Origin of the sequence: Bacillus mycoides (assembly GCF_001757995.1) — a bacterium.
GTDB lineage: Bacteria > Bacillota > Bacilli > Bacillales > Bacillaceae_G > Bacillus_A > Bacillus_A mycoides_B.
Genome location: NZ_LXLV01000025.1, coordinates 67,747 through 81,295 on the forward strand (window position 1 = coordinate 67,747; position 13,549 = coordinate 81,295).

Genomic DNA, 13,549 nt, shown 5'->3' on the forward strand with positions numbered 1-13,549 from the left:
TGTCGAATTTTTGGACAAAAATAAAGCGCTATCATTTCAGTGTGTAAGTACGTAATAAGAGCTGTATATTCACGAATGTAGTATAGTAAAAACATAGAATGATAGTGAAGAGAGGGGTAGGAACAATGACAGTTTATGATTTTTCAGCTAAAACAATAACAGGAGAAGATAAATCGTTAAAAGATTACGAAGGAAAAGCACTTCTTATTGTAAATGTAGCTAGCAAATGTGGTTTTACACCGCAATATAAAGGATTACAAGAAGTATATGATAAATATAAAGATCAAGGATTAGAAATACTAGGTTTCCCTTGTAATCAATTTGGAGGACAAGAACCGGGAACGGAAGCTGATATTACTAGTTTTTGTGAATTAAACTACGGTGTAAACTTCCCGATGTTTGCAAAAATTGATGTGAAAGGTGACAAGGCTCATCCTCTCTATACATACATGACAGAACAAGCACCAGGTTTACTCGGTATGAAAGCCGTAAAATGGAACTTTACTAAGTTTTTAATTGGAAAAGATGGTAAGGTAGTAGGACGTTTTGCACCGCAAACGAAGCCGGTGGATTTAGAGGTTGAGATTGAAAAGGTACTTGGCTAATAATTAGGAGTCACTACTTTGGTCACTTCTGCTAAATAGCTTGTTTAACTTTTCCGCTCCCGATTTTTGCATACTTGGTAGTACGTGACTGTACGTATTTAGTGTTGTACCGATATCCGTATGTGGCAGTTCAGGAGATGGCGGAGGCGATTAGGAGTTAGCTATCTTATATTATGTTTATTAAAACCACCTCAAAGAACAAAGTAGCTCTTAGTCTTTGAGGTGGTTTCTTTAAACTCACATTATCAAGATTAAATCACTGTATCGAATTCATTTGATTTAGGCAGAGAAGCTGCTTTTTTCATAAGCACTTCCCATAAGTATACGGATTTCTTCCATTCGGCTGCGGCCTGTCCTTTTTGATACATAGCGTTTTCATAACTGAAAGTAAGTTGTTGCATATCGGCCGAGTTGTAAAGTGTATCGATGTGGAGAGCGTATTCTCGGAATGTTTGACTTTCACCCCGTGGTATGCCAATTCTCGCAAATTGTTTTAAAAGTGCACCGTAAGCTTTTTGATAAACAACATCATCTTTTCGGTATTTATAGAAAAGAATAATAAAAAATGTAATCCACTTCATTCTAGTAGTGAAGAGAATGTATCCGATGATACTAATCGGTATCGTAGAGAGGAATACGTACCACCAGGAAAAATAATTTTTGGAATTTGTGATCTTTTTAGTAGAGGCTTCTTCTGTATTTTCTATTAAACTTTTGAGCTTTGCTTCATTGTTCCGTTGGTGTATTTGCTCGTTATTAGAATTATTTTCTTCACTATTTTGTGAAGTAGAAGCAGGAGTATTATTTGTAAAAGTATAGGGATTGGTAAATCCTTTTGTTGGTTCGAATGGAATCCATCCGTATCCTGGGAAATATACTTCGACCCAAGAGTGTGCGTTATTGTTCGCGATTTTATAAACATTCTCACCTTCTGTACTAGCAAGTGTATTCTCAAGAGTTCCTTCTGTATAGCCTTTTACCCATCGAGCGGGAATCTCGGCAGAACGAAGTAACACGATCATAGACGTCGAAAAATTATTACAGTAGCCGCTTTTTGTATCGAAAAGGAATTGATCTACATAATCTTGGTTTTTGGCAGGGAATAAGACATTCGTTGTTTCGTATACAAAAGAGTTGTCTGTGAGGTAATTTTCAATAGCTAATACTTTATCATATCGGTTGTCTTTATCGTTTGTAAGATTGACAGCTAAGTCTCTTACTCGCTGCGGTAATGATTCGGGAAGTTGTGTGTACTTTGTCATGAAATAAGAACTTGTTTCATGACCTTCATTCGTTTTTACAGCTTTCAAATTTTCTATGGAAAACTCCGGGATCTCATACGTTACTTTATATGAATTTAAAGTAGTAGAAGAGTCTCCGTGCATCGTATAGATTTTTTCTGAAAATGGGTCAACACTGTATGATACATCAGTAGAAGCATCAACAGATACTAATCCTGCTGGATAGGTAAGGTGAGGATAACTTTTTTGCATGGTGATTGTTGCTTCGGTTGTCTCCGTTTTTGTATTTTGTTCGTACCAACTCACGACGTCGTTTTTATTTTTAAAAGAAACCTTTTTCGGGTTTTCGGAAACCTCCCAGCCTTTTCCTGTATAAAAATCTTTTGTTTCTACTCTCCAATATTGTTTGTTTTGCGTTTGTGCTGTAAAAACAGTTGTATTATCCGCCTTAAAAGGACCACCTAATTGTAAGTCATCTAAACCATACCCAATTGTAGAAACTTCTTGTTCTTTACTTGCTTCGGATGTGTTGAATTTTAAAAAATTCATTGGGTTTGGCCATTGAGGGCCAAATTTTGGAGCGAAGTATGCGATGGTTGCTGACAATACAATAAATATTGTAAGAGGTCTAAGTAATTTTGAGATTACTCTAGCATAATTTTGTAAGTGTTCAATCTCTTTTATTCGTTCTATTTGAAGAAGACTAAGCATAAAAAAGCCGATGACAACAGTACGAATAATAGCGTAGTTTGCATTGTATAAATGTAAGTTATGAAAAGTTGTGATATAAATAATAGTCAATACAAGAAATAACAACCCACGTTTTTTATGAATCATCCAAAAAGAGATGAAAGAACTCAAAAACCAAAATGATAGAAAAAATAAAAATGTTGGAAAAACTGGAGAAATATCTAGCAAATTCCCTTGAAATAACAGGGAGGAATTTCGAGAAATATCAGCAAAAAATTTCGTTAGCCAAGATGGATTTATAAAAGCATTTTTATAATACAGGAAATGAATGATGAATAAGATCGTGACGATCTTTATTGGAATCTGCCACCTTGTTTGAAAAAAAGAGAGAGTGAAGCAAATTCCTATAAATATTACAAAAATATCTAATCTACCTACGTTTGTAATACCTATAAGGGGGCTTAGCCATTCTAGTAAAAGTAGAAGTGCACATACATGCATGAAGAATCTGCTCATATCCCATTTGTATTTTGTTCGTAATGTTATCATTTGCTCACCTCAAAAAACACGTTTGTGTACCGGTTTTCATAAACCGCATTTACAAATATTTTTCGTTTTTGTAGAGTTTCTAGAATACTTAGTTCTCGATGTGAGAGTTGATTCGCTTTTTCTTTCACGACAAACACCATTAATTTTCTATTTTTAATAGCAGCACAGTCAGCCGCCTTTTGAATATCGGGAGAAAGATCGCTTGTCACGAGTATAATCGTTACGGGCTCATAAATTTTTCTTAATTCCATTTCTACACTCTGGGAGAGCGGGAATACACTGTCTGCTTGTACTTTCGCTAAATGACAAAAGATTTGTTGTAACTGCGTATCTCCATTGTCTAAAGGGAAAAAAGTTCGTTCTTTTCCAACAGACACGAATGACGCTGGTGAATTTTGTTTCAAGACAGCCCTCACAATAGAGGCAGTAAATGTTACGACTGATTCGAATAGAGAGGACTCAGTTCTGTCCATAAATATCATAATATTATGGCTGCGCTGTTGTTCAAACCCTTTCGTCATAATATTGTTTGTTCGTGCAGTTGCTTTCCAATCAATCCATGAAAAGCGGTCACCAGGTTTATATTCTCTGACACCGACAGAGACTGTAGAGTCTTTTGCTAAATTTATATTTGCTGAAAGTGCTCCTTGTTCGAAATGATTTTCCAATTGTCGATACGTTATATCTACATACTGGGGATAGACTAAAAATGTATCCGGAACTGAAAAAATTACTTCTTTCTCTATCATACCGAATAGATCGCCAGTTTTGACACGTACGCTTGAAAAAGTGTGCTCTCCTCTAGGGATTGTGTCAATAACATATTGAAACGAAATGTTTCGTTTTAATCCTGGAAAGAGTATGACCTTATTCATCTTTGCTTGTCTACAACTTGTAAATGGTGGTGGCAGTTCATCTTCTATAACTAAATAAAGTAGGGGAAAAGGAAACTTTCTTTTTATTGTAATAGTGCTTAAAAATTGTTCTCCTGCTGCATATTCGTTTTGGTTTGTTATTCGTTTTACTTCAGCGTCCCGTAAAGCGTAGAAGGGGAGTAGTAGTGAATAAAGGCCAATAGGAATCGTACTGTAAAACAAAAACCAACTTACAAATCCTCCTTGAAGCATAGCGTAAACAAATATTAAGACTAGGCATAAAGGGATTAGCAATAACTTCGTAACGTGATATAGTGCTCGTAGTAGTCGCTTCATCAAAGGTTCTTCGTCCTTTGAGTCGGCACGGTAGTTCGTGCAACGATTTTGGCGATAACTTGTTCTCCTGTTATTCCTTCAAATCTTGCTTCCATTTTTAGAATGAGTCTGTGAGCTAAAACGTAAGGAGCTAAAAATTTAACATCGTCTGGAATAACATAATTTCTGTCATGGATGAATGCATAAGCCTGTGAAGCTTTCATTAAAGCAATTGAGCCACGTGGACTTGCACCTAGCTGTATAGAACTATAAGAACGAGTCTGATTAACAAGTTTTACAATGTAATGCTTGATTGCTTTGTCCATGCTTACTTCCCGTACGCTTTGTTGTAAATAAAGTAATTCTTTTATTGTAGTAATAGCTTGTAAATGGGAAAGTGGATTTGTTTTTTCCATCCGGTTTAAAATTTCAAATTCTTCTTCTAGTGTAGGATATCCCATTCTTAGCTTCAACAAGAAACGATCGAGCTGAGCTTCTGGTAAAGGGTATGTTCCCTCATATTCGACCGGATTTTGTGTAGCCATTACAAAGAAAGGTTTTGGTAACGGTCTTGTAATGCCATCTATTGTGATAGTGCCTTCTTCCATACTTTCAAGTAAGGCAGATTGTGTCTTTGGAGATGTACGATTAATTTCATCAGCAAGTACAAAATTCGCCATAATTGGTCCAGGCTTGAACTCAAATTGGAGCTCTTTTGGATTGTAAATAGAAACACCTGTTACATCTGACGGCAGTAAATCAGGTGTGAATTGAATTCGCTTATAATCGGCATCAATTGATTTAGAAAGAGCACGTACTAGCATTGTTTTCCCGACACCGGGAACATCTTCTAATAGTACATGACCTTCAGCTAAGAGAGCTGTCAAGGCTAAAATCGTTTCTTTTCGTTTTCCGACCATTAATTTTTCAATATTGTTGATTATTTTTTCTACAATGGGATGTAATGAATCAAGCTGGGGCATTGTAATCCTCCTAATTTTATTATCTTTTCTAATTCATTTTTATGTTAAAGAAAAGGAGTTCCTTCATTTTAATGCAGTATAATAGTAATCTAAGAGGTAAGTAGGAATGGTGTATATAAGTTCATATTGAGAACTTATATAAATAGGAAAAAACTTAAATGTTAAAAAATCATGGTGATATACTTTATAATTTCTATGTCCCCAAAGGAAATCCTACTCATAATTTTATGAATATTCAGATTATATATGCAGATAACATCTAGTATAATTGTTTCCGTAACTAAGAGCAATACAGTAAATAATGATTTGTAGTTTTATCCCGCTATTTGTGGGCAGTAAAACGCCCACCTCAAAATTCAGCTAGTGCAAAGAAGTTAGGTGGGAGTGGGGCTGCCCGTAAATGCCCGATTGGTGCGGGCTGATAATCAGTGGGGGGTGAACAGAACCTCCACTGATTAAAGTTTCACTTTATATAAAATATGTCTTGATAATAGTATCGTTGCAGAAAAGTAAATTCCTTATAGCATTATTGAAGTAGTATCAAAACTCTTTTTAATATATGTATATAAAAACGTAGGAATCTCTCCTGCGTTTTTTCTTATGCAAAAAAAGGTGAATCCTCCAAATGCTATTCTCCTAATAAGCTCATGGCTGACCGAAATCTTCACAACAAAACAAAGTAATCTTTACTTATAAATGTTTCCCCGTAAACCGATTTCCAAATGAATTTATGACAATCTCTTGAACTGTGCGAAATGTCACATCTGTATTTTACAACCTCTCTTATAGTAAGGGTATGTAAGAGAGACGTATTAAAGGAGTGAACATGATGAAGAAGAAACCTTCAGCACTAATGAGACGTTTAAAATATTTTTCACCAATAGATCGTTATAACGATAATCATACACAAGAAACATATGAAGATCGTGAATGGGAAAATGTGTATAGAAAACGCTGGCAGCATGATAAAGTAATCCGTTCTACACACGGCGTGAACTGTACTGGTTCTTGTAGTTGGAACATTTATGTGAAAGATGGAATTGTAACATGGGAAGGGCAAGAGCTTAACTATCCAACAACAGGTCCTGATATGCCTGATTTTGAACCACGAGGATGCCCGCGTGGAGCGAGTTTTTCTTGGTACATTTATAGTCCACTTCGTGTGAAATATCCGTATGTACGTGGTGTTCTTTGGAGTATGTGGCAAGAGGAATTACAAAATAACGAGTCACCACTAGATGCTTGGAAAAGCATTGTGGAAAACCCTGAAAAAGCACGTAAGTATAAGCAGGCGCGTGGTAAAGGGGGATTCATTCGTGCGAATTGGGATGAAGTATTACAACTCGTTTCTGCTTCATTACTTTATACAGTAATCAAATACGGTCCAGACCGAAATGTTGGTTTTTCACCAATTCCAGCTATGTCGATGTTAAGTCATGCTGCGGGTAGCCGTTTTATGCAACTTATGGGTGGACCGATGCTTAGTTTCTATGATTGGTACGCTGATTTACCACCAGCTTCTCCGCAAATTTGGGGTGATCAAACAGATGTACCGGAAAGTAGTGACTGGTATAACTCTGGCTACATTATGACGTGGGGTTCAAATGTACCGATGACGAGAACGCCAGATGCTCACTTCTTAGCAGAAGTTCGATATAAAGGAACAAAAGTCGTTTCTGTAAGTCCTGATTTTGCCGAGTCAACAAAGTTTGCGGATGATTGGATTAGTGTAAAACAAGGTACAGACGGTGCACTTGCGATGGCAATGGGGCACGTGATCTTACAAGAATTTTATGTAGATAATCAAGTGGAATACTTCACAAAGTATGCGAAGCAATATACTGATTTTCCTTTCTTTGTCACATTGAAACAAAAAGGAGATCAATTCGTCGCTGATCGTTTCTTAAATGCTACTGATATTGGACGTGAAACAAAGTTAGGAGAATGGAAGCCTGTTCTTTGGAACGAGAACACGAAAGATTTTGCAACACCTCATGGCACAATGGGGTCACGTTGGGATAATGAAAAGAAATGGAATTTGCGTTTAGAAGATGAACAAACAGGTGAAAAGATTGATCCACGTCTTTCTTTACTTGGAATGGAAGACGCTGTTGGAACGGTACAAATTCCGTACTTCTCAGATGATGGAAACAAAGTATTAGAACGTACAATTCCAGTGAAAAAAATTATGACAGAAGAAGGCGAAGTGTTCGTTACAACTGTATACGACTTAACGTTAGCAAATTACGGCGTGAACCGAGGGCTCGGCGGACAAGAGCCGAAAGATTTCAATGATGATGTACCATTTACACCTGCATGGCAAGAGAAAATGACAGGAGTGAAACGAGAGCTTATTATTCAAATTGCTCGTGAGTTTGCACAAAACGCAGTTGATACGGATGGTCGCTCGATGATTATTGTAGGGGCCGGTATTAACCATTGGTTTAATTCTGATACGATTTATCGCGCAGTTTTAAACCTTGTTCTTCTCGTTGGGGCACAAGGTGTAAACGGCGGCGGTTGGGCGCATTATGTTGGGCAAGAAAAATTACGACCAGCAGAAGGATGGCAAACAATCGCGATGGCAAAAGATTGGCAAGGGCCACCGAAATTACAAAACGGTACATCTTTCTTCTATTTCGTAACAGATCAATGGCGTTATGAAGATACACCGGTTGGACATTTAGCATCACCAATTGAGGGCAACTCTCGTTATCAACATCACGGTGATTACAATGTATTAGCGGCACGACTTGGCTGGTTACCTTCCTATCCAACATTCGAGAAAAATGGAATTGAATTATATAAAGAAGCTGTTGCTACTGGTGCAACAACGCAAGAAGAAATCGGAAAATACGTTGCACAAAAACTAAAAGAAAAAGAACTAAAATTTGCGATTGAAGATCCAGATAATAAAAATAATTTCCCGCGCAACTTATTCGTATGGCGTGCCAACTTAATTTCAAGTTCTGGTAAAGGCCACGAATATTTCTTAAAACATTTATTAGGTACAACAAATGGATTAATGAATGACGATAGTGATTCAATACGACCAGAAGAAATTAAGTGGCATGAAGAAGCGCCAGAAGGGAAGCTTGATCTACTCATTAATTTAGATTTCCGTATGGCTGGAACAGCGCTCTATTCTGATATCGTCTTACCTGCTTCAACTTGGTATGAAAAGCACGATTTAAGCAGTACGGATATGCATCCATTTGTGCATCCATTTAATCCAGCAATCGGTTCACCGTGGGAAGCACGCTCTGACTGGGATATTTTCACCGCTCTTTCTAAAGCTGTGTCAGATTTAGCGAAGAAAATCGATCTTGAACCAATGAAAGAAGTCGTTGCAACACCACTTCTTCACGATACACCACAAGAATTAGCGCAACCACTTGGCAAGATTAAAGACTGGAGCAAAGGTGAGTGTGAACCGATCCCAGGTAAAACAATGCCGCAAATTCATGTTGTCGAAAGGGATTATAAAACGATTTATGACAAGATGACAGCTCTTGGACCAAATACCGGAAAACAACCGATTGGTACGAAAGGGATTTCTTGGTCGGCAGAAAAAGAATATGAGCAATTAAAGAGTCGATTAGGAGTTATTCGAACGGATTCTATTGCGAAAGGGTGCCCAGACATAAAAGAAGCAATTAATGCTGCTGAGGCGGTATTAACACTTTCTTCTACAACAAACGGTCATATGGCTGTAAAAGCATGGGAAGCACTTGAAAAACAAACCGATTTAAAACTACGTGATTTAGCAGAAGAACGTGAAGAAGAATGCTTCACATTTGAACAAATTACAGCGCAGCCTAAAACAGTAATTACTTCTCCAGCCTTTACGGGTTCTGAAAAAGGTGGACGCCGTTACTCGCCATTTACAACAAATGTTGAGCGTCTCATCCCTTGGAGAACGATAACTGGTCGACAATCTTTCTACTTAGATCACGACATGATGAAAGAATTTGGTGAAACGATGGCAACATTTAAACCAATTCTGCAACATAAACCGTTTCGTAAATCACGCCCTGAAGTAGAGGGGAAAGAAATTACACTAAACTATTTAACACCGCATAATAAGTGGTCGATTCATAGTATGTACTTCGATTCATTGCCGATGTTAACGCTGTTTAGAGGTGGTCCAACTGTTTGGATGAATAAAGATGATGCGAATGAAGCTGGAGTTGCTGATAATGATTGGATTGAGTGCTTTAACCGTAACGGCGTTGTCGTAGCACGTGCCGTTGTAACGCACCGTATACCGAGGGGAATGGCATTTATGCACCATGCGCAAGATCGTCACATTAACGTGCCTGGTACGAAATTAACAAGCACCCGCGGGGGAACGCATAATAGTCCAACCCGTATTCATGTTAAACCAACACATATGATTGGTGGATATGGTCAATTAAGCTATGGATTTAACTACTATGGTCCGACTGGGAATCAGCGTGACTTAAATGTCGTAATCCGTAAACTGAAGGAGGTAGATTGGCTTGAAGATTAAAGCGCAAGTCGGAATGGTAATGAACCTAGATAAATGCATCGGCTGCCATACTTGTAGCGTAACATGCAAAAACACCTGGACAAATCGTCCAGGTGCTGAATATATGTATTTCAATAACGTAGAAACGAAACCTGGAATTGGTTATCCAAAACAATGGGAAGATCAGGAGAAATACAAAGGCGGCTGGGAATTGAAAAATGGTGAAATTCAGCTGAAATCCGGTTCGAAAATGAAGCGTCTTATGAATATTTTCCACAATCCAGATCAACCAACAATTGATGATTACTTTGAACCTTGGAACTATGATTATGAAACATTAACAAATAGCCCGCAGCGTAAGCATCAACCAGTTGCTCGTCCGAAATCAGCAATTACAGGCGAATTTATCGACAAAATTGAATGGGGTCCAAACTGGGAAGATGATTTAGCAGGCGGACATATAACAGGATTACAAGATCCAAATGTAAAGAAAATGGAAGAAGAAATTAAAACGGATTTTGAGAATGTCTTTATGATGTATTTACCACGCATATGCGAACATTGTATGAATCCATCTTGCGTTTCGTCTTGTCCATCTGGTGCGATGTATAAACGTGAAGAAGATGGGATTGTTCTTGTGGATCAAAATGCATGTCGTGCTTGGAGATTTTGTGTATCGTCTTGTCCTTATAAAAAAGTGTATTTTAACTGGCAAACAAATAAAGCTGAAAAATGTACAATGTGTTTCCCACGTATTGAAGCTGGTATGCCAACAATTTGTTCTGAAACATGTGTAGGACGTATTCGATATATTGGGGTAATGCTATATGACGCTGACAAAGTAAAAGAAGCGGCTTCTGTTGAAAATGAAAAAGATTTATATGAATCTCAGCTTACTGTTTTCCTAGATCCAAATGATCCAGAAGTAGCAGCGGAAGCAAAAAAACAAGGGATTCCTGAAGAATGGATTAAAGCAGCACAAGAGTCGCCAATCTATAAAATGATTATCGATTGGAAAATCGCTCTACCTCTTCACCCAGAGTACCGTACAATGCCAATGGTTTGGTATATCCCGCCCCTTAGCCCAATTATGAATATGGTGGAAGGGAAAGGTAGTAACTGGCAAGCAGAAGAGATTTTCCCTGCTATCGATAATATGCGTATTCCAATTCAATATTTAGCGAATTTACTCACTGCAGGAGATGAATCACACATTCGTCTTACATTGAAAAAAATGGCTGTCATGCGAACGCATATGAGAGCATTGCAAATTAATAAAGAACCAAATGAAGCAGTATTAAAAGAAATTGGTTTAACGAAACAGGATGTAGAAGATATGTATCGTCTTCTTGCCATCGCGAAATATAAAGATCGCTTCGTCATCCCGACATCTCACCGCGAACAGGTTGCAGATTTATATAGCGAACAAGGAAGCTGTGGTCTTTCCTTCACAGGTGGTCCAGGCTCTTGTATGACAATTTCTTAAATAAAGGGGGCAGAAAATTATGAAACAAAGTTTACAAACTGCTTTTTCTTGTTCTTCTTTTCTTCTCTCCTACCCAGAACTTGGGTGGGGGGAAGCTTTAACTGAATTACAAGAAGAGATTGAAGCGATTGAACAGGAAGACGTTAAAGCAGCACTTACAACATTTATAAAACAAGCACTAAATAAAACGAATGATCAATTAATTGATACTTACGTATATACATTCGATTTTGGTAAAAAGACAAATATGTATTTAACTTATATGAACACCGGTGAACAAAGAGAAAGAGGTATTGAATTATTAGAGTTAAAACAGCATTATAAAAAATCTGGTTTTGAAGTAACAGATAAAGAACTACCTGATTATTTACCGCTATTACTTGAGTTTTTTGCAAATGCAGATGAACAAGATAGTGAACCGATTATGAGTAAATACAAGGAGAATATACAAGCATTGCACGTTCAGTTAAAAGAAGCAGACAGTATGTATGAACCAATTCTTGCAGCTATTCTCCTCGCTATCGATACATGGGGTGTACAGACAAAATAGAAAGGAGAGTTGTCAAAATGATGGATCAATTTCTATGGGTGTTGTTTCCTTATATCATTTTTGCAATCTTTATCGGTGGACATATTTTCAGATACAACTATGATCAATTTGGATGGACATCAAAATCTAGTGAACTATTAGAGAAGAAAATGCTCCGGGTCGGAAGTCTATTATTCCACTTTGGGATAATGTTCGTAATTGGTGGTCATGTTATGGGGATTTTAATTCCAGAGTCCGTATACCGTTCAATAGGTATTTCTGAACATATGTATCATGTAGTAGCGATTAGTTTCGGACTTCCGGCAGGTGTTGCTTCTATCATCGGTTTAATTATATTAACGTATCGCCGTGTAACAGTAAAACGCATCATTGCAACGAGTACAACGGGAGATTATATTGCGCTTATTTTATTACTTATCGTTATGCTAGCAGGACTTTCTTCAACGTTTTTAAATATTGACTCAAAAGGGTTTGATTATCGTACAACGATCGGTCCTTGGTTCCGTAGTCTCTTTATTTTCCAACCGAAAGTTGAATATATGATGGAAGTACCTGTTTGGTTTAAATTTCATATTATTGCAGCGATGGGGCTTTTCGCAGTATGGCCATTTACAAGACTTGTACATGTATTTAGTGCTCCAATTAAATACTTAAGCCGTAGTTATGTAATTTACAGAAGACGTATTCCTAATGAATTGAAAAAATAATACTGCTGTAAACGGATAGGAGCTAGCGGCTAAAACGAAACGAGGTCTAATATGAAAGGCCTCGTCTTTGTTAATATAGGGGGATAACCGTGTATGTTTAATAAGTAGCTTAATATGAAAAAAGATTAGCATCTAAATAAGATGCTAATCAATGCTACAAACAGAGGCAGAACAATCTTCACAAGCAATTTCACATTTTAAAAATTGTAAATCATGAATTGTAATCTTTCCTTTAGTAATAGAAATCGTACCCTTTTTTTTCAAATCATTTAACATTCGATTTACGCTTTCACGGGAAGTTGCACAGAAGTTCGCAAGTTCTTGATTCGTTAATGGTAAATCGATGAGAATACCATTTTCCTTTAACACACCATAACTATTTGTCATTCGTATGAGAGTAGAATACAGGGCACCTTTTTTGCCGTGTAATACTAAATCTCGGAACTTCGTTTGCATTCTTCTTAAATGTTCACTAATCCATTTCATAAATTCAAATACAAGTGCAGGCTTTTGGAGTAATGCTTTTTCTAAGGTTTCACGCTTTATTACTCCTACTTCAACATCTTCAAGGCATTTAGAATTTAATAAATACTTCGCATTGTCCGTGAACAATGTTAATTCGCCAATAATGTCGTATGCCGAACAAATACGAAGTGTTAATTCTTGCCCGTCAGCACTTAGTTTACTAATTTGTACTTTTCCTGAGTGGATGATATAGAGTTCTGTTGCTTCCATACCTTCTTGAAAAATAAAACTTCCTTTTTTAATCTGCATTTTATATTCAACAGATGCAAGTAATTCCTTTAAATCTTGAGATAATGTCATACTGTTTGCCACAGCGATCACCTTTCTTCTTTTAAGCAATACATTTCCTATTTTGAATGTAAGTATGATGAAAATGCAAGAGATATTTTTGGAAAAAAGTGAAATTTCAATGACCGTAAAGGAAAACGATATTAAATCTCTAAAAAACTAGTTATAGTAAGGGATTATATGGATTTGAGTTTTGAGAGTAAGAAAAGAAAAAAGAAACATAATAAGAAATTTTAATGTGTA

Annotated in this window: 9 protein-coding genes; 5 read left to right on the forward strand and 4 right to left on the reverse strand. The window is 37.0% G+C overall.

Translation table 11 applies throughout. The features are described from left to right. Positions 1-125: 125 nt before the first annotated feature. Complete coding sequence (gene bsaA / locus BWGOE10_RS10130) at positions 126-605, forward strand: glutathione peroxidase (protein WP_070142208.1); 480 nt, start codon at positions 126-128, stop codon at positions 603-605. Positions 606-856: 251 nt separating this feature from the next. Here the strand turns inward: bsaA and BWGOE10_RS10135 are convergent, their stop codons facing one another. The 3 genes from BWGOE10_RS10135 to BWGOE10_RS10145 are packed head-to-tail and all read right to left on the reverse strand — an operon-like array spanning position 857 to position 5,258. After that, positions 857-3,085, reverse strand: a complete 2,229-nt coding sequence (locus BWGOE10_RS10135) for a DUF3488 and DUF4129 domain-containing transglutaminase family protein (RefSeq protein WP_070142210.1) — start codon at positions 3,083-3,085, stop codon at positions 857-859. Next, the gene (locus BWGOE10_RS10140; RefSeq protein WP_070142212.1) at positions 3,082-4,296 is read right to left on the reverse strand and encodes a DUF58 domain-containing protein; all 1,215 of its coding nucleotides are present in this window, start codon (positions 4,294-4,296) and stop codon (positions 3,082-3,084) included. Before BWGOE10_RS10140 ends, BWGOE10_RS10135 begins: the two co-directional genes overlap by 4 nt. Then, positions 4,296-5,258 (reverse strand): AAA family ATPase, encoded by a 963-nt coding sequence (locus BWGOE10_RS10145; protein ID WP_070142214.1) that lies wholly within the window; start codon positions 5,256-5,258, stop codon positions 4,296-4,298. Before BWGOE10_RS10145 ends, BWGOE10_RS10140 begins: the two co-directional genes overlap by 1 nt. Before the next feature lie 826 nt (positions 5,259-6,084). Here BWGOE10_RS10145 and BWGOE10_RS10150 point away from each other — a divergent pair. From BWGOE10_RS10150 to narI, 4 genes are read left to right on the forward strand one after another with little or no spacing between them, the layout of a single operon-like run. Beyond that, positions 6,085-9,771 (forward strand): nitrate reductase subunit alpha, encoded by a 3,687-nt coding sequence (locus tag BWGOE10_RS10150; RefSeq protein WP_171903106.1) that lies wholly within the window; start codon positions 6,085-6,087, stop codon positions 9,769-9,771. Beyond that, positions 9,761-11,236: a nitrate reductase subunit beta gene (narH, locus tag BWGOE10_RS10155; protein ID WP_070142218.1), complete on the forward strand. Its 1,476-nt coding sequence runs from the start codon at positions 9,761-9,763 to the stop codon at positions 11,234-11,236. Before BWGOE10_RS10150 ends, narH begins: the two co-directional genes overlap by 11 nt. A gap of 19 nt (positions 11,237-11,255) precedes the next feature. Next, on the forward strand, positions 11,256-11,786 hold the full coding sequence (narJ, locus tag BWGOE10_RS10160) for a nitrate reductase molybdenum cofactor assembly chaperone (protein WP_070142220.1): 531 nt from the start codon (positions 11,256-11,258) through the stop codon (positions 11,784-11,786). Between the two features lie 17 nt (positions 11,787-11,803). Further along, positions 11,804-12,493, forward strand: coding sequence for a respiratory nitrate reductase subunit gamma (gene narI / locus BWGOE10_RS10165; protein ID WP_070142222.1), 690 nt, complete (start codon positions 11,804-11,806; stop codon positions 12,491-12,493). 144 nt (positions 12,494-12,637) lie between these two features. Here narI and BWGOE10_RS10170 read toward each other — a convergent pair whose 3' ends face one another. Continuing rightward, positions 12,638-13,330 (reverse strand): Crp/Fnr family transcriptional regulator, encoded by a 693-nt coding sequence (locus tag BWGOE10_RS10170; RefSeq protein WP_070142224.1) that lies wholly within the window; start codon positions 13,328-13,330, stop codon positions 12,638-12,640. Positions 13,331-13,549: the final 219 nt, after the last annotated feature.

Coding starts and splice junctions, on each gene's coding strand:
- bsaA (WP_070142208.1), top strand. CDS start 126: ATGACAGTTTATGATTTTTCAGCTAAAACAATAACAGGAGAAGATAAA.
- BWGOE10_RS10135 (WP_070142210.1), bottom strand. CDS start 3,085: ATGATAACATTACGAACAAAATACAAATGGGATATGAGCAGATTCTTC.
- BWGOE10_RS10140 (WP_070142212.1), bottom strand. CDS start 4,296: ATGAAGCGACTACTACGAGCACTATATCACGTTACGAAGTTATTGCTA.
- BWGOE10_RS10145 (WP_070142214.1), bottom strand. CDS start 5,258: ATGCCCCAGCTTGATTCATTACATCCCATTGTAGAAAAAATAATCAAC.
- BWGOE10_RS10150 (WP_171903106.1), top strand. CDS start 6,085: ATGATGAAGAAGAAACCTTCAGCACTAATGAGACGTTTAAAATATTTT.
- narJ (WP_070142220.1), top strand. CDS start 11,256: ATGAAACAAAGTTTACAAACTGCTTTTTCTTGTTCTTCTTTTCTTCTC.
- narI (WP_070142222.1), top strand. CDS start 11,804: ATGATGGATCAATTTCTATGGGTGTTGTTTCCTTATATCATTTTTGCA.